The organism is Shigella sonnei (genome assembly GCF_002950395.1).
Lineage (GTDB): Bacteria > Pseudomonadota > Gammaproteobacteria > Enterobacterales > Enterobacteriaceae > ECMA0423.
Map to the genome: position 1 here is coordinate 2,855,405 of NZ_CP026802.1, position 21,040 is coordinate 2,876,444.

The following is a 21,040-nucleotide window of genomic DNA, read 5'->3' on the forward strand; positions in this document are numbered from 1 at the left end:
ACGTTGTGTTAATTATCGAAACCCTGCCGCTGCTGCGTCAGCAAATTCGCCGCCTGCGTATGGAAGGCAAGCGCGTGGCGCTGGTGCCTACTATGGGTAATCTGCACGATGGCCATATGAAGCTGGTCGACGAAGCCAAAGCCCGCGCCGATGTGGTCGTCGTCAGTATTTTCGTTAACCCGATGCAGTTCGACCGCCCGGAAGATCTGGCACGTTATCCACGGACCTTGCAGGAGGACTGCGAGAAGCTAAACAAACGTAAAGTGGATTTAGTTTTCGCCCCTTCGGTAAAAGAGATCTACCCGAACGGTACTGAAACCCATACTTACGTTGACGTTCCCGGGCTTTCGACCATGCTGGAAGGCGCGAGCCGTCCGGGGCATTTTCGCGGCGTTTCGACTATCGTCAGCAAGCTGTTTAACCTGGTCCAGCCGGACATCGCCTGCTTCGGTGAAAAGGACTTTCAGCAACTGGCGCTAATCCGCAAAATGGTTGCCGATATGGGCTTCGATATTGAAATTGTCGGCGTCCCGATTATGCGCGCCAAAGATGGCCTTGCGCTCAGTTCCCGTAATGGTTATCTGACGGCGGAACAACGCAAAATTGCGCCCGGTCTGTACAAAGTTTTAAGTTCAATTGCCGACAAATTGCAGGCTGGCGAGCGGGATCTTGATGAAATTATTGCCATTGCAGGGCAAGAACTGAATGAAAAAGGCTTCCGCGCCGATGATATTCAGATTCGCGATGCCGACACGTTGCTGGAAGTCTCTGAAACCAGCAAACGAGCTGTAATTCTGGTAGCCGCCTGGCTTGGCGATGCCCGCCTGATCGACAACAAAATCGTCGAACTGGCGTAATGCTTTTACTCTAAATAATTCAAGTTGCAGGAAGGCGGCAAGCGAGTGACAAATTCGTCAGGAACGAATTTGCCCAGCCGCAGGCTGGCCTTCGGTGAGAGACATGGATGTCTCTCATTAATCCCCAGGAGCTTACATAAGTAAGTGACTGGGGTTAGCGAACGCAGACGCAGCACATGCAATTTAAAGTATGACGAGTATAACTGGCGCTACGGCTGATGGCGCCAATTATTAATTTGCCCCACGTCATGGCGATGGCGTCTGTAAGCAATTATTCATAACGCAGACAACTTAGTTAATCAGCCTATCAATCTCAGCAAGAGATAAATTTGTCATCTCTGCAACGTCTTCCCGAGACATCCCTTTACTCAGAAAACGCTGGGCGAATTCTTGCCTTTCCTCCTGTCTTCCCTGCTGAATCCCCTTCTCAATCCCTTTCTCTTCAAACCACTGCGCCAGCGTCATCATAGACTCCCCTCCCGTTTCCCTGTCTCTCAGCACACCATAAAACAAATCCGCTTGTTCAGTATGACCGCGTTGCAGCATATAGTTTTGCATGGCAACTAACTGACTTCCGCTAGTGTACCCTTCGTCAATCAGCGTGACCAGTTGCTCCAGCAATAACATTAAGTCGCGCTGGCGAATATGTTTTTGCAGTAGTTCGAGAATCGCAATCCGCCGATGTTGCATGATTTCGTCATCCGGTGTGATGGTGATATCCACCAGCGGGAAAGGACTGTTATAGACGCGTCGTGCCAGCTCCGGCGAGTAAAATATATCAAACCAGCACATTGAGAGCGGATAAGGTGTGGCCTCGCCCTGATAAAACAGTATCGGCACCACCAGCGGCAGCTTATCGTGATCCGCCTCCAGATGCCGGTGCATGGCAGCAATAGAATAACGCATCATGCGAAAGACCATTTTCTTATCCGGCTTGCTTTGGTGTTCAATCACAACATGCAGATAACCGGGATTGCCCTGCATTTGCACGGAATAGAGCACGTCCGTGCTGTGTCCTTTCAGGCTCTCTTCAATGAAACTCCCCGACTCTAAATGAAGCGTGTTGAGGTCACAAAGTTCTCGTAATTCCACTGGCAAATGTATCTCCAGAAAGTCGCGAGCCGTCTCCGCGTGCATTAAAAATTGTTTAAACACTGCATCATGCGGTGTGGTACTCGGTGCATCCATCTTCCCTGCCTTCCGTGTTGTCTTGCGTGAAGGCAGTATCCAGTCAAGGCGTGCCATCGTCAGCCACCTCTTTAGTGTTTACCGAGCAGCGTTCAGAGAAATTTCAATTGGTTACAGCCGTTACATGGCACGCTTCGGCACGGTACGCAAACTGCTGATGTAAATGCCGTCAGATGAGTAGACACTAAACAAAAATCGGGCAATACTGCGTGAGAATTTCCTCAAAGCAGGCATCGCCTGCTTCGTTAACGACAGGGTAGAAAGGTAGAAGTTATGATTCGCACGATGCTGCAGGGCAAACTCCACCGCGTGAAAGTGACTCATGCGGACCTGCACTATGAAGGTTCTTGCGCCATTGACCAGGATTTTCTTGACGCAGCCGGTATTCTCGAAAACGAAGCCATTGATATCTGGAATGTCACCAACGGCAAGCGTTTCTCCACTTATGCCATCGCGGCAGAACGCGGTTCGAGAATTATTTCTGTTAACGGTGCGGCGGCCCACTGCGCCAGTGTCGGCGATATTGTCATCATCGCCAGCTTCGTTACCATGCCAGATGAAGAAGCTCGCACCTGGCGACCCAACGTCGCCTATTTTGAAGGCGACAATGAAATGAAACGTACCGCGAAAGCGATTCCGGTACAGGTTGCTTGATTGTTATCCCTGCGGCTGGTTACTCACCAGCCGCGACATCGTCTCCAGCGAATCCGTTCTTAAGATATAAAGTCGTTTTAGTAACAACGGATTATCCCCCGGTTTTACTTTGCCTTTCATGGTTGTCACCGCCAGGTGAAATCCGGCATCGTTTGCTGCCTTCACGGCTTTGTCATTAAATCCGCCAAACGGATACGAAAGATACCAGACATGCGGATTAAATTGCGCCAGAGCGCGGCGTGAACGTGCAAAATCAAACAGAATATTGTGCTCACTACGGCTCAGTAATATGGGTCGGCGATAGCCATCCACCCGATGCAAAAAATGGGTATGTGACTGAAAATCAAAAACATCGCGAATTTCGTTAAGCTCAGAAACGCTCATAAATTGCAGCGATTTTGGGTTCCACTTCTGCGGGTGACGTTTGATGCGCGAGGTAACAACAAACGCCGTCGCCTTCATGCCATATTGTTTCAATACAGGATACGCATAGCGGCTCACCGACTTGAGGCCATCATCAAAGGTAATCACCACCGCTCGCGCAGGGAGATTGATCTTATTCTTCACGTAACCTTCCAGCTGCGCCATGCTCAGTGTCGCGTATCCCCTGTCGCGCAGCCAGGCCATTTGGTTATTGAAAGCGCGTACCGAGGTGGTCGTCGAAGTATGGCGAAAACGGGTGTTTTCTTCGTCGCGCAGAATATGGTGATAAGTTAGCACCGGAAGGCCATTATCGGGTTGGGCATCCAGCGCGCTGATATAGGCCAGTCGATCGCCAATACGGACCTGATACCAGGTTTGATTTAACCTGTCTTTCAGTTTATGCAAAATCGGGTAGCGCAAATTGTCCGCCAATACCCCAAATGGCGCACTGCCCACACTCGGCGCGTTATAGACCGGCGTATCTTTCCAGGTAACTAAGTTCTGATTACTCAGCGGCTTGTTGAGGTCACCCAAACCGTCTTCAACTTTTTGTCGCCCCTGAACCGGCTCAAGATGCCCTTTATCGATAAACCCTTTACCAAAGCCAAAATTAAATGCGTAATAACTTGCGGCAGTGGGCTCCACGGCAATGATTTGTCCGGCCCGAATATTCCCCACGGTCACCATCTTGTCGCCAATTTGCGCCCAGACCGCAGCATTTTCGATGGTTTGCATATAACGGGCAGGTAACGCGGCACTGACACTTGCGGTAAACAGCATCAGCAGGAGAATAACAGCTTGTTTGTACATGAAAAAATAACCGAGGGTGAAACAACGCTTTTATTGTAGCAAAAGCGCTATAAGAATCGTGGGTTAATACTCATACAAATTATGTTTGAGGACGAAAGGCGGATTTTTTTGTTGTTGGTGCCAAAGACTACTCACCTCCGGCCCACCCAGTTCGACAATACGCTCGCGAAACTCTGAACTGGTCATGGTTTCACGGCAAGCCATCATCTGTTCAATTAACGGTAACGTGACACCAGAAATCACTTCGCAACGGGAGTGTTTGTGGCTTAATAATGAAGCCACGCGGTACGGTGGCGCTCCGGCTATATCGGTTAAGAAGATGACACCCTCACCAGAGTCCGCTTCATGCAGAGCATCGCACATCATGCGGCTGAGCATATTAGAGCTTAACCCACGCCAGAAATTCACGGCCCGGCACTGAAGAAGCGCCCCATGTTTTTTCTCCAGCGCATCCAGTATCTCTTGCGCCCGGTCATCGTGACAGGTAATTACCCAACCTAACATCGCCTTCCTCCTTAGCCGAAAATCAGTCTACCCTGACCATTGTTGATAAAGGGTGATAGCCGTCAAAACTCCTCTCCCCCAAATCCAGAGGAGAGGAAATAGCCTTAGCTACGCAAACCACGTCCACGTTGGATCAGCGACCAACAGATCAAATAAAACGCCACAATAAAGACCACCAGTACGCCAAAGGTAGTGACCAGCGGAACATCATTGATACCGAGGAAGCCGTAGCGGAAACCACTGATCATATAAACGATTGGGTTCAGGTGCGACAGCCCTTGCCAGAACGGCGGCAACAAAGTCAGTGAGTAAAAGACCCCACCCAAATACGTGAGTGGCGTTAACACAAAGGTTGGCACCAGGCTGATGTCATCGAACGTTTTGGCAAACACACCGTTCAGCAAACCCGCAAGGGAGAACAACACCGCCGTGAGCACCAGGGTTAAGGCAACGAATACCCACGAATGCACCTGAAACGGCACAAAAAACAGTGAAATTGCCGTCACCAGAATGCCAACAAACAGACCACGCGCCACGCCACCGCCGACATATCCGGCAATAATGACGTGAGTCGGAACCGGCGCTACCAGCAGCTCTTCAATATTACGCTGGAACTTGGCACCAAAAAATGATGACGCAACGTTGGCGTAGGCATTGGTGATCACCGACATCATGATCAGCCCCGGTACGATGAACTGCATATAGCTGAAGCCATGCATATCGCCAATACGCGAACCAATCAGGTTACCGAAGATAATAAAGTAAAGGGTCATGGTGATGACTGGCGGCACCAGCGTCTGCACCCAGATACGCATAAAGCGATGGATCTCTTTCGCCCAGATGCTTTTTAGCGCCACCCAGTAAAGATGCATCATGCGCGATCTCCTTGTTTTTCATTAACCAGTGAAACAAACAGCTCTTCCAGACGGTTAGCTTTGTTACGCATACTTAATACCTGAATGCCCTGCTCACTTAACTGCGTAAATACGCTGTTGATCCCCTGCTCACGCAGCACTTCAACTTCCAGCGTCGCGGTATCGACCAGTCGATACTGATAGCCATCGAGCTTCGGTAACGGACTTTTCGGTGCGAGATCGAGAATAAAGGTTTCCGATTTCAGCTTCGCCAGCAGCGCCTTCATCGAGGTATTTTCCACCAGCTCACCGTGTTGAATAATGCCGATATTGCGGCACAGCATTTCTGCTTCTTCCAGGTAGTGTGTGGTGAGAATGATGGTGGTGCCTTTGTCGTTTAAATCCTTCAAAAAGCCCCACATTGAGCGGCGAAGTTCAATATCCACGCCTGCGGTCGGTTCGTCGAGAATCAGTAGTTTAGGTTCATGCATTAACGCACGGGCAATCATTAAACGGCGCTTCATCCCGCCAGATAACATACGCGCACGTTCGTTGCGTTTTCCCCATAGATCGAGTTGTTTAAGATATTTTTCGCTGCGGATGTACGCCTCTTTGCGCTCCACACCGTAGTACCCTGCCTGATTCACCACAATTTGCTGCACGGTTTCAAACGGGTTGAAGTTAAATTCCTGCGGCACCAGTCCCAACTGACGTTTAGCGTTCACGACATCTTTCTCGAGATCGTAACCAAATACGCTGACCCGCCCGGAGGTTTTATTTACCAGAGAGCTGATAATACCGATAGTGGTCGATTTCCCGGCCCCGTTCGGCCCGAGAAGCGCATAAAAATCACCCGCTTCGACCTGCAAATCTATTCCACGAAGCGCCTGAACGCCGCCTGGATAGGTTTTTTTAAGCTGTTGAAGTTCCAGTGCAATGGTCATAAATTTTTACTTACCTTACGTTCTTACACTTTATCTGTGGTTTAAATCGTCCCGGAGTTGCCCTATATTAGCCAAACGTAATTATTTGGTTACAGGTCGTTAACCTCCATGAAAGACATAGATACACTCATCAGCAACAATGCACTATGGTCAAAAATGCTGGTGGAAGAGGATCCCGGGTTTTTTGAGAAACTGGCACAAGCGCAAAAACCGCGCTTTCTATGGATTGGATGTTCCGACAGTCGCGTTCCTGCAGAACGTTTAACCGGTCTTGAGCCGGGCGAACTCTTTGTTCACCGTAATGTTGCTAACCTGGTCATTCACACCGACCTGAACTGCCTTTCCGTGGTTCAGTATGCAGTGGATGTACTCGAAGTTGAACACATTATTATCTGTGGCCACTACGGTTGCGGCGGCGTACAAGCCGCCGTTGAAAACCCGGAACTGGGGCTTATCAACAACTGGCTGCTGCATATCCGCGATATCTGGTTCAAACATAGCTCATTGCTCGGCGAAATGCCGCAAGAGCGCCGTCTGGATACCTTGTGTGAACTGAACGTCATGGAACAGGTTTATAACCTAGGCCACTCCACCATTATGCAATCAGCGTGGAAACGCGGGCAGAAAGTTACCATTCACGGCTGGGCCTACGGCATTCACGACGGCTTGCTGCGTGATCTGGATGTCACAGCGACCAACCGCGAAACCCTTGAGCAACGTTACCGTCACGGGATTTCCAACCTCAAGCTGAAACACGCCAACCACAAATAAAAATGCCATGCCGGATGCAACACATCCGGCAACTTCACACTTACTCGTCCCGCAGAATCACTTTGCCGATATACGGCAGATGACGGTAACGCTGTGCGTAATCAATGCCGTAACCCACCACAAACTCATCCGGGATCGAGAAACCGATAAATTCTACCGGGACGTTCACTTCACGACGGGACGGTTTATCCAGCAGCGTACAAATCGCCAGCGACTTCGGTTCGCGCAGGCTTAAGATCTCACGCACTTTCGACAGTGTATTCCCCGAGTCGATGATATCTTCAACAATCAGCACGTCCTTGCCACGGATATCTTCATCCAGATCTTTGAGGATTTTCACATCACGGGTGGTGGACATGCCGCTACCGTAGCTGGAGGCGGTCATAAAGTCGACTTCATGAGATACCTGAACTTCACGGCACAGGTCCGCCATAAACATAAATGAGCCACGCAGCAGACCCACCAGCACCATATCGCTGCCGCTGTCTTTGTAACGCTCAGTAATCTGACGACCCAGTTCGGCGATACGCGCTTTAATCTCCGCTTCGGGGATCATTACTTCTACAGTATGTTTCATATCTCTAACCATATGATTTAAAAACAAATCACTTCGCACGGGCAGGTTTTGGCACCGCAACAAAGCGCAAGACACGCAGTATACCAGTAAAACTATTCATTCGCGGAATCTGTTAATAAAGCTCGAATTGTGATGACGGTCACACATGTTAAAACCTATAATTAATTGCTACTAAAATATTAATGAATTGAAATGGTGTCTCTTTATGGCAATTAACAATACAGGCTCGCGACGATTACTCGTCACGCTAACAGCCCTTTTTGCAGCGCTTTGCGGGCTGTATCTACTCATTGGCGGAGGCTGGCTGGTCGCGATTGGCGGCTCCTGGTACTACCCTATCGCTGGCCTTGTGATGCTCGGCGTCGCCTGGATGCTGTGGTGCAGTAAACGCGCCGCGCTTTGGCTATACGCAGCCCTGCTGCTCGGCACCATGATTTGGGGCGTCTGGGAAGTTGGTTTCGACTTCTGGGCGCTGACTCCGCGCAGCGATATTCTGGTCTTCTTCGGCATCTGGCTGATCCTGCCGTTTGTCTGGCGTCGCCTGGTCATTCCTGCCAGCGGCGCAGTTGCCGCACTGGTGGTGGCACTGCTGATTAGCGGTAGTATCCTGACCTGGGCCGGATTTAACGATCCGCAGGAAATCAACGGCACCTTAAGCGCCGATGCCACACCTGCGGAAGCTATCTCACCCGTTGCCGATCAGGACTGGCCTGCCTATGGTCGCAATCAGGAAGGTCAACGCTTTTCACCTCTGAAACAAATTAACGCCGATAACGTCCATAATCTGAAAGAAGCCTGGGTGTTCCGTACTGGCGATGTGAAGCAGCCGAACGATCCGGGCGAAATCACCAATGAAGTGACGCCGATTAAAGTGGGCGACACCCTTTACCTGTGTACCGCTCACCAGCGCCTGTTTGCGCTCGATGCCGCCAGCGGCAAAGAGAAATGGCATTACGATCCTGAGCTGAAAACTAACGAGTCTTTCCAGCACGTAACCTGCCGTGGCGTCTCTTATCATGAAGCCAAAGCAGAAACGGCTTCGCCGGAAGTGATGGCGGATTGCCCGCGTCGTATCATTCTTCCGGTCAATGATGGTCGACTGATTGCGATTAACGCTGAAAACGGCAAACTGTGCGAAACCTTCGCCAATAAAGGCGTGCTCAATCTGCAAAGCAATATGCCAGACACCAAACCGGGTCTGTATGAACCGACTTCGCCACCGATTATCACCGATAAAACCATCGTGATGGCCGGTTCAGTTACCGATAACTTCTCAACCCGCGAAACGTCTGGCGTGATCCGTGGTTTTGATGTCAACACCGGGGAGCTGCTGTGGGCTTTTGATCCCGGCGCGAAAGATCCGAACGCAATCCCGTCTGACGAACACACCTTTACCTTTAACTCGCCAAACTCCTGGGCACCAGCGGCCTATGACGCGAAGCTGGATCTGGTCTATCTGCCGATGGGCGTGACCACGCCGGATATCTGGGGCGGTAACCGCACACCGGAACAGGAACGTTATGCCAGCTCGATTCTGGCGCTGAATGCCACTACCGGGAAACTGGCGTGGAGCTACCAGACCGTTCACCACGACCTGTGGGACATGGATCTTCCGGCACAGCCGACGCTGGCGGACATCACCGTTAATGGTCAGAAAGTGCCAGTTATTTACGCTCCGGCGAAAACCGGCAACATTTTTGTGCTCGATCGTCGCAATGGCGAACTGGTGGTTCCGGCCCCGGAAAAACCGGTGCCGCAAGGTGCTGCGAAAGGCGATTACGTTACTCCGACCCAGCCGTTCTCTGAACTGAGCTTCCGTCCGAAGAAAGATTTGAGCGGTGCGGATATGTGGGGAGCCACCATGTTTGACCAACTGGTGTGCCGCGTGATGTTCCACCAGATGCGCTATGAAGGCATTTTCACGCCGCCATCTGAACAGGGCACGCTGGTCTTCCCGGGTAACCTGGGAATGTTTGAATGGGGCGGGATTTCCGTTGATCCAAATCGTGAAGTGGCAATTGCCAACCCAATGGCACTGCCGTTTGTTTCGAAACTGATCCCACGCGGTCCGGGTAACCCGATGGAGCAGCCGAAAGATGCCAAAGGCACGGGTACGGAATCCGGCATTCAGCCACAGTACGGTGTACCGTATGGTGTCACGCTCAACCCGTTCCTCTCACCGTTTGGTCTGCCGTGTAAACAGCCAGCATGGGGTTATATCTCGGCGCTGGATCTGAAAATCAATGAAGTGGTGTGGAAGAAACGTATTGGTACGCCGCAAGACAGTATGCCGTTCCCGATGCCTGTACCGGTGCCGTTCAATATGGGTATGCCGATGCTGGGCGGGCCAATCTCCACGGCGGGTAACGTGCTGTTTATCGCTGCTACGGCAGATAACTACCTGCGCGCTTACAACATGAGCAACGGTGAAAAACTGTGGCAGGGCCGTTTACCAGCGGGTGGTCAGGCGACGCCAATGACCTATGAAGTGAATGGCAAGCAGTATGTGGTGATCTCCGCAGGCGGTCACGGTTCATTTGGTACGAAGATGGGCGACTATATTGTGGCTTATGCCCTGCCGGATGATGTGAAATAACCATAATGCCCGGAGAGATCCGGGCATATTTCCGAATACGGTCTTTTTATACCGTAAACCCTAACATCATCCCCGTATCTTCATGCTCCAGCAGATGGCAGTGCGCCATATAAGCATGTTCTTTCGGTGCGTTGTGATTAAACTTCACCAGCACTTCACTGACATTGCCTTCTACCTTAACGGTATCTTTCCAGCCCGCGCGATGAGCCGCTGGCGGTTTGCCATTTTCTGACAAGATACGGAACTGCATGCCGTGAATATGGAACGGATGCAGCATCATGTCGCCCACGCCAGAGATAACCCAACGTTCGTACTGCCCTTTCGCCGCCGCAAACATCGGCTTATTCATATCAAACGCCTGACCGTTGATTTTATTGGCATGGTGGAAATCGAACTTCCCGCCGTGGTTCATATGATTCATATTGCCGTGCCCCATATGGCCCATCATCTGGCTGTGATCCATTCCGGCCATCGCCTGATCGCCATATTTCTCCATTAGCATCTGCATCCCCATCATATCGAGCATCGGGTCCATAGAAAGTTGCAGCTTGCGTACCGTCAGCCCTTCCAGCGAAGGTAACGCAGGCAGGCTACTTAATGTGTCAGGCAAAGCACCGGAGGCACTAATAGCAATCGGCTGAATCCGCATTACCGGATGCGGCTTGTCAAACGGCGCAATCGCCATCCCCATCTGGCTGACCGGTAGCGTCACCAGATCAAAGGGTTTGTTGTCGTTAACCTCCACCAGCACTTCAAAACGCTCGCCCATCAGCACCGGCAGCTCGCTCACCTTCACCGGTTCAGGTAGCAGACCACCGTCGCTGGCAATCACATACAGCGGGCGATTGTCGCTGGTGGCGAAATTGAGCGAGCGGGCGTTACAGCCATTGAGCAAACGCAGGCGCAGCCAGCCACGCGGGGCAGCGTGTTGTGGGTAGATTGCACCGTTGGTCAGCAGCGTATCGCCAAACCAGCCCACGGCGGCGGTCATCACATCCAGTTGATAATCAATCTGCCCATCAGCGTTAAATTTTTTATCCTGAACAATCACCGGAACATCATCGATACCCCACTGTTTTGGCAGCATTAATTTCAGGATCTCGTCATCTTCAATTACCACCAGCCCAGCCAACCCCATCGCCACCTGTCGCCCGGTCTTGCCATGTTGATGTGGATGGAACCAGCAGGTAGCGGCAGGTTGATCAACGTTCAACGTCACCGTACGTTTGCCGCCTGGCGGAATAATTCCCTGCGGGCCGCCGTCGACGTCACCCGGTATTTCCAGCCCGTGCCAGTGCAACGTCGTCTCTTCCGCCAGTTGGTTATAGATATCAACCGTTACCGCTTTGCCGCGCTGTAATTTCACCGCCGGCCCCAGCAGATTGCCGTTATAGCCCCAGGTAGTTGCAGTTTTCTCGCCAAAGGTAGACTGACCTGCGCCAATAGTTAACTGAATGCGATTACGGGCATCGGTCGTGAGCAAATCAGGGATCGGTAACGTTGGGCGTTCCGCCGCAAAGACTGCGCGGCTCCACAGCGGCAAGGCTGAAGCCACACCCAGCGCGACGGAATATTTTAAGAAATCACGACGTTGCATAGTTATTTCCTTATTCTTAAGCAGGCGAAACAAAATCAAACGTTGAGCATAGTCCTTCCCCTTACGGGAAGGTCAAGCCGCAGACACAATTTAATCGACAATAATGGTCGTCGCCTCGCTCGCAGTGTGCTAACGTTTATCTTCTTTAAGCCCCTGGTAGAAGCAATGAAGACGTTTTTCAGAACAGTGTTATTCGGCAGCCTGATGGCCGTCTGCGCAAACAGTTACGCGCTCAGCGAGTCTGAAGCCGAAGATATGGCCGATTTAACGGCAGTTTTTGTCTTTCTGAAGAACGATTGTGGTTACCAGAACTTACCTAACGGGCAAATTCGTCGCGCACTGGTCTTTTTCGCCCAGCAAAACCAGTGGGATCTCAGTAATTACGACACCTTCGACATGAAAGCCCTCGGTGAAGACAGCTACCGCGATCTCAGCGGCATTGGCATTCCCGTCGCTAAAAAGTGCAAAGCCCTGGCCCGCGATTCCTTAAGCCTGCTTGCCTACGTCAAATAATCCCTGATACCTTTTTGTAGAAATATTGACCGTGCATCCGCGGTCAATGTTAGCTATTATGTTGCGCCCTTTTTTTACGGGTGTTAACAAAGGAGGTATCAACCCATGGCCGAAAAAAAACAGTGGCATGAAACGCTACACGACCAGTTTGGGCAGTACTTTGCGGTAGATAACGTTCTGTATCATGAAAAGACCGATCACCAAGATCTGATCATTTTTGAGAACGCTGCATTTGGTCGCGTAATGGCGCTGGATGGCGTAGTACAAACCACCGAGCGCGACGAGTTTATCTATCATGAGATGATGACCCATGTTCCGCTACTGGCCCACGGTCACGCGAAACATGTGCTGATTATCGGCGGCGGCGACGGTGCCATGCTGCGTGAAGTAACCCGACATAAAAACGTTGAGTCAATCACGATGGTGGAAATCGATGCGGGTATCGTGTCGTTCTGCCGTCAGTATCTGCCCAACCATAACGCCGGTAGCTACGACGATCCGCGCTTTAAGCTGGTGATCGACGATGGCGTCAATTTCGTTAATCAAACCAGCCAGACCTTTGATGTCATTATCTCCGACTGCACCGATCCTATCGGTCCCGGCGAAAGTCTGTTCACCTCAGCATTTTATGAAGGCTGCAAACGTTGCCTGAATCCTGGCGGTATCTTCGTCGCACAAAACGGCGTCTGCTTTTTACAGCAGGAAGAAGCCATCGACAGCTATCGCAAACTCAGCCATTACTTCAGCGACGTTGGCTTTTATCAGGCGGCGATCCCGACCTATTACGGCGGTATCATGACTTTTGCATGGGCGACAGATAACGACGCCTTACGCCATCTCTCAACCGAAATTATTCAGGCGCGTTTTCTCGCTTCTGGCCTGAAATGCCGTTATTACAATCCGGCAATCCATACGGCAGCTTTTGCCTTACCTCAGTATCTGCAAGACGCACTGGCTTCACAGCCGTCCTAAGGAGAAGATAAGAAATTGAAAAAACTGAAACTGCATGGCTTTAATAATCTGACCAAAAGTCTGAGTTTTTGTATTTACGATATCTGCTACGCCAAAACTGCCGAAGAGCGCGACGGTTATATTGCTTATATCGATGAACTCTATAATGCCAACCGTCTGACCGAAATCCTGTCAGAAACCTGTTCCATTATCGGGGCCAATATTCTTAACATCGCCCGCCAGGATTACGAACCACAGGGTGCCAGCGTCACTATTCTGGTGAGTGAAGAACCGGTTGACCCGAAACTCATCGACAAAACAGAACACCCCGGCCCACTGCCAGAAACGGTCGTTGCCCATCTCGATAAAAGTCATATTTGCGTACATACCTACCCGGAAAGTCATCCTGAAGGCGGTTTATGTACCTTCCGCGCCGATATTGAAGTCTCTACCTGCGGCGTGATTTCTCCGCTGAAGGCGCTGAATTACCTGATCCACCAGCTTGAGTCCGATATCGTAACCATTGATTATCGCGTGCGCGGTTTTACCCGCGACATTAACGGTATGAAGCACTTTATCGACCATGAGATTAATTCGATTCAGAACTTTATGTCTGACGATATGAAGGCGCTGTATGACATGGTGGATGTGAACGTCTATCAGGAAAATATCTTCCATACCAAGATGTTGCTTAAAGAGTTCGACCTTAAGCACTACATGTTCCACACCAAACCGGAAGATTTAACCGACAGCGAGCGCCAGGAAATTACCGCTGCGCTGTGGAAAGAAATGCGCGAGATTTATTACGGGCGCAATATGCCAGCTGTTTAACGGCTCTGGCGGAGCTCCCAGGCTCCGCCAGATTTATTTACTTCTGCTGCACGAAATTGCGGTAAGCCGCCACGACCTGCAGAAAATCCTCAACGCCGCATAGCGACAGGCTTTCTTCGTCGTAGTAGTTCATCCCTTCTTCCATTTCATCGCCAGCGAATTCCAGTTGATTGGCGCGAACCATCACCTCTTCACCGTCCATCCACAGGGTGTATTCATGCCCTGCCCGTTGCCAGGACCGTTCGCTACCTTTCAGTGCGTGCGCTGCTTGTTCCACTTCATCAAGCAAAGCCAGGTTTTCTTTCACCTCTTCATTAAACCAGTGCCCGACCACTTCATGCCCCATGGACATACGCACCTTTACCACTCCGGTAATATCGCGCAGAAATTCGTAATCCATAGTGTGTTCCTCTGCTCCCGGCAATGCGCCGAAATCGCATTGCGCTATTGATGTAATTATTGCAGCCTTACCGGAGAAAAACAGCGGAACGGCGATGGTTTAGAAATAAAAAATGCCCGGGAATCTCATTCACCGGGCATTGTGTCGTTTATGCGCAGCGCGTGCGCTTACTTATTACACCGCAGTCTGGAAAATCACCCCATCGGCTTTTTCGGTGTACTGAGAAAGCTGGTTGAAGTTCAGATAACGATAAGTATCAACGGCAGTTTTATCTACTTGCGCAACGTAGGTCTGGTACTCTTCCGGCGTCGGCAGTTTGCCAATCAGCGCCGCAACAGCCGCCAGTTCTGCAGAAGCCAGGAAGACATTCGCGCCAGTCCCCAGACGGTTCGGGAAGTTACGGGTAGAGGTGGAAACCACCGTCGCACCGTCTGCTACACGCGCCTGGTTACCCATACACAGAGAACAGCCCGGGATCTCGATACGAGCCCCGCTCTTACCGAAGACGCTGTAGTAGCCTTCTTCAGTCAACTGTGCGGCGTCCATGCGGGTTGGCGGTGCCACCCACAGGCGGGTCGGCAACTGGCCTTTGTGCGCATCCAGCAGTTTACCCGCAGCACGGAAGTGACCGATGTTAGTCATGCAAGAACCGATAAACACTTCGTCGATCTTCTCGCCCTGTACCGCAGACAGCGGACGTGCGTCGTCCGGGTCGTTCGGTGCACAGAGGATTGGCTCTTTAATATCCGCCAGATCGATGTCGATCACTGCCGCGTATTCAGCATCTGCATCGGCTTCCAGCAGCTCAGGATTCGCCAGCCATTTTTCCATGCCCTGAATACGACGTTCGAGGGTACGACGATCGCCATAACCTTCCGCGATCATCCACTTCAGCAGGACGATGTTAGAGTTCAGGTATTCGATGATCGGTTCTTTGTTCAGCTTGATAGTACAACCAGCGGCAGAACGCTCAGCGGACGCATCGGTCAGTTCAAATGCCTGCTCAACTTTCAGATCCGGCAGACCTTCAATTTCCAGAATGCGACCAGAGAAGATGTTTTTCTTGCCTTTCTTCTCAACGGTCAGCAGACCTTGTTTGATCGCATACAGCGGGATCGCGTGTACCAGATCGCGCAGGGTGATGCCCGGCTGCATTTTGCCTTTGAAGCGCACCAGAACGGATTCCGGCATATCCAGCGGCATTACGCCTGTTGCGGCTGCAAATGCCACCAGACCAGAACCCGCCGGGAAAGAGATACCGATCGGGAAACGGGTATGGGAGTCACCACCGGTACCGACGGTATCCGGCAGCAGCATACGGTTCAGCCAGGAGTGGATTACGCCGTCACCCGGACGCAGCGACACACCACCACGGTTCATAATGAAGTCCGGCAGCGTGTGGTGCGTGTTCACGTCAACTGGCTTCGGATACGCCGCGGTATGGCAGAAAGACTGCATCACCAGGTCAGCCGAGAAGCCCAGGCACGCCAGGTCTTTCAGTTCATCACGGGTCATCGGGCCGGTGGTGTCCTGTGAACCTACAGAAGTCATTTTCGGTTCGCAGTACGCGCCCGGACGAATACCTTTCACACCGCAGGCACGACCTACCATTTTCTGAGCCAGCGAGAAGCCGCGATCGCTCTCAGCGACATCTTTCGCCTGACGGAACACATCACTGTGCGGCAGACCAAGTGCTTCACGCGCTTTGGTGGTCAGGCCACGCCCGATAATCAGCGGAATACGGCCACCAGCACGCACTTCATCAATCAGCACGTCGGTTTTCAGTTCGAAGGTCGCCAGCAGTTCGCCGGTTTCGTGGTTACGCACTTCACCTTTGTACGGGTAAACGTCAATCACGTCGCCCATGTTCAGGTTAGAGACGTCGACTTCGATTGGCAGTGCACCCGCGTCTTCCATCGTGTTAAAGAAGATGGGTGCAATTTTACCGCCGAGGCACAAACCACCGCCGCGTTTGTTCGGCACATGTGGAATATCATCGCCCATAAACCACAGAACGGAGTTCGTGGCGGATTTACGCGATGAACCCGTACCCACAACGTCACCGACGTACGCCAGCGGGAAACCTTTCTGTTGCAGAGCTTCGATTTGCTTGATCGGGCCAACAACACCTGGCTGGTCTGGCTCAATACCTTCACGGGCGTTTTTCAGCATCGCCAGCGCGTGCAGTGGGATATCCGGGCGCGACCACGCATCCGGTGCCGGAGAAAGGTCATCAGTGTTGGTTTCGCCAGTGACTTTGAAGACGGTAACGGTCAGTTTTTCAGCCAGCGCCGGGCGATTCAGGAACCATTCGGCATCCGCCCAGGACTGCATTACCTGCTTCGCATATTCGTTGCCTGCTTTGGCTTTCTCTTCTACGTCATAGAAGTTATCGAACATCAGCAGTGTGTGAGAAAGTGCTTTGGCAGCGATCGGTGCCAGTTTGGCATCATCCAGCGCGTCGATCAGCGGATGAATGTTGTAACCACCCTGCATGGTACCCAGCAGTTCGATGGCTTTTTCCGGAGTCAGCAGAGGGGATTTGGCTTCGCCTTTAGCGATAGCAGCCAGGAAGCCTGCTTTGACATAGGCGGCTTCATCGACGCCAGGGGGAACACGGTTGGTTAATAGATCTAACAGGAATTCTTCTTCGCCCGCGGGCGGGTTTTTCAGCAGCTCTACAAGTGCGGCCATTTGGTTTGCATCCAGGGGTTTGGGCGCAATCCCCTCAGCGGCACGCTCAGCTACGTGCTTACGGTATTCTTCTAGCACGACGGTTCTCCTCGCTCTCATTGTCATAGTGCGGCAGGCGATTCTCTTCACGCTCCTGTGAGACAGCAGTTTGTAGGGTAAATGCCCAGTACCGCAACGGGCAGAATAGCAGGATTTTGACGACGTGTTAATCTGTTTACAAAAAAGCAACATAAAAAAGTGGCTGAATCGTTAAGGATGGTCTAGAGATTGTTTCCCTCCGTAAAAACTTCGTTAATTCGCATGGTGATAATCACCTTTCTCAACGAATCCCAAGATTAGTCAAAATTTAAACTACCGCCTCTTTATACTCGGATTAACAGCACCTGCGGGTGGCAGTTCGCCGACCATTGCGATTTCCTTGAGATCCGAATTATGAAAATGACTTTGCCGTTTAAACCCCATGTGCTGGCACTAATTTGCAGTGCCGGGCTTTGTGCCGCCTCTGCCGGGCTATATATAAAAAGCCGCACAGTGGAAGCGCCTGTGGAAACGCAATCGACACAACAGACTGCGCCTGACATCACCGCAGTTACGCTTCCTGCAACGGTTTCCGCACCGCCCGTAACGCCCGCCGTCGTCAAATCCGCATTCAGCACTGCACAAATCGATCAATGGGTTGCGCCTGTCGCGCTGTACCCCGATTCTCTGCTTTCACAAGTGTTAATGGCATCAACCTATCCGGCAAACGTTGCTCAAGCAGTGCAATGGTCGCACGATAATCCACTTAAACAAGGCGATGCTGCTATTCAGGCGGTATCTGACCAGCCGTGGGACGCCAGCGTTAAATCACTGGTGGCCTTTCCACAATTGATGGCATTGATGGGCGAAAACCCGCAATGGGTGCAAAACCTGGGCGATGCTTTTCTGGCGCAGCCGCAGGACGTGATGGACTCGGTACAGCGATTGCGGCAACTGGCGCAACAAACCGGCTCGCTGAAGTCATCAACCGAACAGAAAGTTATTACCACAACGAAGAAAGCTGTACCGGTAAAACAGACAGTCACGGCACCCGTCATACCATCCAATACCGTTTTAACTGCCAACCCCGTCATTACAGAGCCGGCAACAACCGTCATTTCCATTGAGCCCGCCAATCCTGATGTGGTCTATATTCCCAACTACAACCCAACCGTGGTTTACGGGAACTGGGCCAATACTGCGTATCCGCCGGTTTATCTGCCACCACCAGCCGGAGAACCGTTTGTTGACAGCTTTGTGCGCGGATTCGGCTATAGCATGGGCGTTGCTACCACGTACGCACTATTTAGCAGCATCGACTGGGATGACGACGATCATGACCATCATCATCATGACGATGATGATTATCATCACCACGATGGCGGTCATCGTGACGGTAATGGCTGGCAACACAACGGCGACAACATCAATATCGACGTCAACAATTTCAACCGTATCACCGGTGAGCATCTTACTGATAAGAATATGGCATGGCGGCACAATCCAAACTACCGTAATGGTGTGCCCTATCATGATCAGGATATGGCAAAGCGGTTTCATCAAACCGATGTCAACGGCGGAATGAGTGCCACGCAGCTACCTGCTCCAACACGCGACAGCCAGCGTCAGGCGGCAGCAAGTCAGTTTCAGCAACGAACACACGCCGCCCCCGTCATTACACGAGATACCCAACGTCAGGCAGCGGCACAGCGGTTTAATGAAGCTGAACACTATGGGAGCTATGACGACTTCCGCGACTTCAGCCGTCGCCAACCACTGACCCAGCAACAAAAGGACGCCGCTCGTCAGCGTTATCAATCGGCCTCTCCTGAGCAGCGCCAGGCGGTTCGCGAGAAAATGCAGACTAACCCACAGAACCAGCAGCGAAGAGAGGCAGCGCGTGAGCGTATTCAGTCTGCAACTCCCGAACAGCGCCAGGTGTTTAAGGAAAAAGTACAGCAGCGCCCACTGAACCAACAGCAACGTGATAACGCCCGCCAGCGTATACAATCGGCATCACCTGAACAACGTCAGGTTTTTCGGGAAAAAGTTCAGGAGAGCCGCCCACAACGTCTAAACGACAGTAACCATACTGTCAGGCTGAATAACGAGCAACGGTCAGCAGTACGCGAACGTCTCTCTGAGCGCGGAGCAAGGCGACAGGAAAGGTAAATTGCAGACGTAAAAAAAGCGGCGTGGTTAGCCGCTTTTTTAATTGCCGGATGTTCCGGCAAACGAAAAATTACTTCTTCTTCGCTTTCGGGTTCGGCAGGTCGGTAATGCTACCTTCGAACACTTCTGCCGCCAGGCCCACAGACTCGTGCAGAGTCGGGTGCGCGTGGATGGTCAGTGCGATGTCTTCAGCATCACAACCCATTTCGATTGCCAGACCGATTTCACCCAGCAGCTCACCGCCGTTAGTACCGACAATCGCACCACCGATCACACGGTGAGATTCTTTGTCGAAAATCAGCTTGGTCATACCGTCTGCGCAGTCGGAAGCGATAGCACGACCAGAAGCAGCCCACGGGAAGGTGGCGGTTTCATAGCTGATGCCTTTCTCTTTCGCTTCTTTCTCAGTCAGACCTACCCATGCAACTTCTGGTTCGGTATAGGCGATAGACGGGATAACTTTCGGATCGAAGTAGTGTTTTTTACCGGCGATAACTTCAGCGGCAACGTGACCTTCGTGAACACCTTTGTGTGCCAGCATCGGCTGACCAACGATATCGCCGATAGCAAAGATGTGCGGTACGTTGGTACGCAGCTGTTTGTCAACGCGGATGAAACCACGGTCGTCCACTTCCACGCCAGCTTTGCCTGCGTCGAGGTTTTTACCGTTCGGCACACGACCAATCGCTACCAGCACGGCGTCGTAACGCTGCGGTTCAGCGGGTGCTTTTTTGCCTTCCATCGTCACATAAATACCGTCTTCTTTCGCTTCAACGGCGGTAACTTTGGTTTCCAGCATCAGGTTGAATTTCTTGCTGATACGCTTGGTGAAGACTTTAACGATGTCTTTGTCAGCTGCCGGGATAACCTGGTCGAACATTTCAACCACGTCAATCTGTGAACCCAGCGCGTGGTATACGGTGCCCATTTCCAGACCGATGATACCGCCACCCATTACCAGCAGGCGTTCTGGTACTTCTTTCAGTTCCAGCGCGTCAGTGGAGTCCCAGATACGCGGATCTTCATGCGGAATAAACGGCAGTTGGATCGGGCGAGAACCCGCTGCAATGATCGCATTGTCGAAGTTGATCACGGTTTTGCCGTTCTCACCTTCAACTTCCAGGGTGTTAGCCCCGGTGAATTTACCCAGACCGTTGACCACTTTGACTTTGCGGCCTTTCGCCATACCAGCCAGACCACCGGTCAGCTGATTGATCACTTTCTCTTTCCAAGTACGAATCTTGTCAATATCGGTTTTCGGTTCGCCGAAGACGATACCGTGTTCAGCCAGCGCTTTGGCTTCTTCGATAACTTTTGCTACGTGCAGCAGTGCTTTAGAAGGGATACAGCCGACGTTCAGGCAAACACCGCCAAGGGTGTTGTAACGTTCTACGATTACGGTTTCCAGACCTAAATCAGCGCAACGGAAGGCAGCGGAGTAACCTGCGGGGCCTGCCCCAAGTACCACGACCTGAGTTTTGATTTCAGTACTCATCATGACCTCTATATATTTATCTCCGGCGGTCATACCCGTCGTCTTTCAGGCCGCAGCGGCGTTAGCTTCACGCCCTCACCCCAGTCACTTACTTATGTAAGCTCCTGGGGATTCTGGCGCTTGCTACCTTGCTGCACCCAGAAATCCATAGGGTATGTGAAGTAATACCCTAACCACCACCGGGTCGTTCT

18 protein-coding genes are annotated in these 21,040 nt (G+C 51.7%); 8 read left to right on the plus strand and 10 right to left on the minus strand.

Annotation, left to right across the window (positions count from 1 at the left end):
• Positions 1-5 precede the first annotated feature (5 nt).
• The gene (panC, locus tag C1P89_RS14970; protein ID WP_000905371.1) at positions 6-857 is read left to right on the plus strand and encodes a pantoate--beta-alanine ligase; all 852 of its coding nucleotides are present in this window, start codon (positions 6-8) and stop codon (positions 855-857) included.
• 291 nt (positions 858-1,148) lie between these two features.
• On the opposite strand, the gene rpnC is transcribed toward panC, so the two are convergent.
• On the minus strand, positions 1,149-2,045 hold the full coding sequence (rpnC, locus tag C1P89_RS14975; protein ID WP_000339970.1) for a recombination-promoting nuclease RpnC: 897 nt from the start codon (positions 2,043-2,045) through the stop codon (positions 1,149-1,151).
• Positions 2,046-2,318: 273 nt separating this feature from the next.
• On the opposite strand from rpnC, the gene panD reads away from it, so the two are divergent.
• Positions 2,319-2,699 carry an aspartate 1-decarboxylase gene (panD, locus tag C1P89_RS14980; RefSeq protein ID WP_000621515.1) on the plus strand — a complete coding sequence of 127 codons (381 nt, stop codon included), beginning with the start codon at positions 2,319-2,321 and terminating at the stop codon, positions 2,697-2,699.
• 3 nt (positions 2,700-2,702) lie between these two features.
• On the opposite strand, the gene C1P89_RS14985 is transcribed toward panD, so the two are convergent.
• From C1P89_RS14985 to C1P89_RS15000, 4 genes are all read right to left on the minus strand, one after another.
• Positions 2,703-3,932 carry a polysaccharide deacetylase family protein gene (locus C1P89_RS14985; RefSeq protein ID WP_000277922.1) on the minus strand — a complete coding sequence of 410 codons (1,230 nt, stop codon included), beginning with the start codon at positions 3,930-3,932 and terminating at the stop codon, positions 2,703-2,705.
• Between the two features lie 63 nt (positions 3,933-3,995).
• Complete coding sequence (locus C1P89_RS14990; protein ID WP_000901989.1) at positions 3,996-4,436, minus strand: PTS sugar transporter subunit IIA; 441 nt, start codon at positions 4,434-4,436, stop codon at positions 3,996-3,998.
• A gap of 104 nt (positions 4,437-4,540) precedes the next feature.
• Positions 4,541-5,311 carry an ABC transporter permease gene (locus C1P89_RS14995; protein WP_000972203.1) on the minus strand — a complete coding sequence of 257 codons (771 nt, stop codon included), beginning with the start codon at positions 5,309-5,311 and terminating at the stop codon, positions 4,541-4,543.
• Positions 5,308-6,234 carry an ABC transporter ATP-binding protein gene (locus C1P89_RS15000; RefSeq protein ID WP_000150637.1) on the minus strand — a complete coding sequence of 309 codons (927 nt, stop codon included), beginning with the start codon at positions 6,232-6,234 and terminating at the stop codon, positions 5,308-5,310. Before C1P89_RS15000 ends, C1P89_RS14995 begins: the two co-directional genes overlap by 4 nt.
• A 108-nt stretch (positions 6,235-6,342) precedes the next feature.
• Between C1P89_RS15000 and can the strand changes: the two genes are divergently transcribed.
• Positions 6,343-7,005 (plus strand): carbonate dehydratase, encoded by a 663-nt coding sequence (gene can / locus C1P89_RS15005; protein WP_000651599.1) that lies wholly within the window; start codon positions 6,343-6,345, stop codon positions 7,003-7,005.
• Between the two features lie 40 nt (positions 7,006-7,045).
• Here the strand turns inward: can and hpt are convergent, their stop codons facing one another.
• Entirely contained in the window at positions 7,046-7,582 is a 537-nt protein-coding gene (gene hpt / locus C1P89_RS15010) for a hypoxanthine phosphoribosyltransferase (protein WP_005139328.1), read from the minus strand.
• 205 nt (positions 7,583-7,787) lie between these two features.
• Here hpt and gcd point away from each other — a divergent pair, with 205 nt between their 5' ends.
• Positions 7,788-10,178, plus strand: coding sequence for a quinoprotein glucose dehydrogenase (gene gcd / locus C1P89_RS15015; protein ID WP_005144699.1), 2,391 nt, complete (start codon positions 7,788-7,790; stop codon positions 10,176-10,178).
• A 46-nt stretch (positions 10,179-10,224) separates the two neighbouring features.
• On the opposite strand, the gene cueO is transcribed toward gcd, so the two are convergent.
• Positions 10,225-11,775, minus strand: coding sequence for a multicopper oxidase CueO (gene cueO / locus C1P89_RS15020; RefSeq protein WP_001189590.1), 1,551 nt, complete (start codon positions 11,773-11,775; stop codon positions 10,225-10,227).
• 165 nt (positions 11,776-11,940) lie between these two features.
• On the opposite strand from cueO, the gene C1P89_RS15025 reads away from it, so the two are divergent.
• The 3 genes from C1P89_RS15025 to speD all read left to right on the plus strand — a co-directional run bounded on the left by C1P89_RS15025 (position 11,941) and on the right by speD (position 14,070).
• The gene (locus tag C1P89_RS15025; RefSeq protein ID WP_001295568.1) at positions 11,941-12,288 is read left to right on the plus strand and encodes a YacC family pilotin-like protein; all 348 of its coding nucleotides are present in this window, start codon (positions 11,941-11,943) and stop codon (positions 12,286-12,288) included.
• A 105-nt stretch (positions 12,289-12,393) separates the two neighbouring features.
• Positions 12,394-13,260, plus strand: coding sequence for a polyamine aminopropyltransferase (gene speE, locus C1P89_RS15030; RefSeq protein ID WP_000818400.1), 867 nt, complete (start codon positions 12,394-12,396; stop codon positions 13,258-13,260).
• A 15-nt stretch (positions 13,261-13,275) separates the two neighbouring features.
• On the plus strand, positions 13,276-14,070 hold the full coding sequence (gene speD / locus C1P89_RS15035) for an adenosylmethionine decarboxylase (RefSeq protein WP_000734287.1): 795 nt from the start codon (positions 13,276-13,278) through the stop codon (positions 14,068-14,070).
• 37 nt (positions 14,071-14,107) lie between these two features.
• Here the strand turns inward: speD and yacL are convergent, their stop codons facing one another.
• Both yacL and acnB read right to left on the minus strand, forming a co-directional pair.
• Positions 14,108-14,470, minus strand: a complete 363-nt coding sequence (gene yacL, locus C1P89_RS15040) for a protein YacL (protein WP_000384306.1) — start codon at positions 14,468-14,470, stop codon at positions 14,108-14,110.
• 174 nt (positions 14,471-14,644) lie between these two features.
• Entirely contained in the window at positions 14,645-17,242 is a 2,598-nt protein-coding gene (acnB, locus tag C1P89_RS15045) for a bifunctional aconitate hydratase 2/2-methylisocitrate dehydratase (RefSeq protein WP_001307570.1), read from the minus strand.
• A 354-nt stretch (positions 17,243-17,596) separates the two neighbouring features.
• Between acnB and C1P89_RS15050 the strand changes: the two genes are divergently transcribed.
• Positions 17,597-19,354 (plus strand): DUF3300 domain-containing protein, encoded by a 1,758-nt coding sequence (locus C1P89_RS15050; protein ID WP_000784449.1) that lies wholly within the window; start codon positions 17,597-17,599, stop codon positions 19,352-19,354.
• Positions 19,355-19,424: 70 nt separating this feature from the next.
• Here the strand turns inward: C1P89_RS15050 and lpdA are convergent, their stop codons facing one another.
• Positions 19,425-20,849, minus strand: coding sequence for a dihydrolipoyl dehydrogenase (gene lpdA / locus C1P89_RS15055; RefSeq protein ID WP_000102485.1), 1,425 nt, complete (start codon positions 20,847-20,849; stop codon positions 19,425-19,427).
• Positions 20,850-21,040: the final 191 nt, after the last annotated feature.

Bases quoted from the DNA above. Each gene is read 5' to 3' on its own strand.
- rpnC (WP_000339970.1), bottom strand. From the start codon at position 2,045: ATGGATGCACCGAGTACCACACCGCATGATGCAGTGTTTAAACAATTT.
- panD (WP_000621515.1), top strand. From the start codon at position 2,319: ATGATTCGCACGATGCTGCAGGGCAAACTCCACCGCGTGAAAGTGACT.
- C1P89_RS14985 (WP_000277922.1), bottom strand. From the start codon at position 3,932: ATGTACAAACAAGCTGTTATTCTCCTGCTGATGCTGTTTACCGCAAGT.
- C1P89_RS14990 (WP_000901989.1), bottom strand. From the start codon at position 4,436: ATGTTAGGTTGGGTAATTACCTGTCACGATGACCGGGCGCAAGAGATA.
- C1P89_RS14995 (WP_000972203.1), bottom strand. From the start codon at position 5,311: ATGATGCATCTTTACTGGGTGGCGCTAAAAAGCATCTGGGCGAAAGAG.
- C1P89_RS15000 (WP_000150637.1), bottom strand. From the start codon at position 6,234: ATGACCATTGCACTGGAACTTCAACAGCTTAAAAAAACCTATCCAGGC.
- can (WP_000651599.1), top strand. From the start codon at position 6,343: ATGAAAGACATAGATACACTCATCAGCAACAATGCACTATGGTCAAAA.
- hpt (WP_005139328.1), bottom strand. From the start codon at position 7,582: ATGAAACATACTGTAGAAGTAATGATCCCCGAAGCGGAGATTAAAGCG.
- gcd (WP_005144699.1), top strand. From the start codon at position 7,788: ATGGCAATTAACAATACAGGCTCGCGACGATTACTCGTCACGCTAACA.
- cueO (WP_001189590.1), bottom strand. From the start codon at position 11,775: ATGCAACGTCGTGATTTCTTAAAATATTCCGTCGCGCTGGGTGTGGCT.
- C1P89_RS15025 (WP_001295568.1), top strand. From the start codon at position 11,941: ATGAAGACGTTTTTCAGAACAGTGTTATTCGGCAGCCTGATGGCCGTC.
- speE (WP_000818400.1), top strand. From the start codon at position 12,394: ATGGCCGAAAAAAAACAGTGGCATGAAACGCTACACGACCAGTTTGGG.
- yacL (WP_000384306.1), bottom strand. From the start codon at position 14,470: ATGGATTACGAATTTCTGCGCGATATTACCGGAGTGGTAAAGGTGCGT.
- C1P89_RS15050 (WP_000784449.1), top strand. From the start codon at position 17,597: ATGAAAATGACTTTGCCGTTTAAACCCCATGTGCTGGCACTAATTTGC.
- lpdA (WP_000102485.1), bottom strand. From the start codon at position 20,849: ATGAGTACTGAAATCAAAACTCAGGTCGTGGTACTTGGGGCAGGCCCC.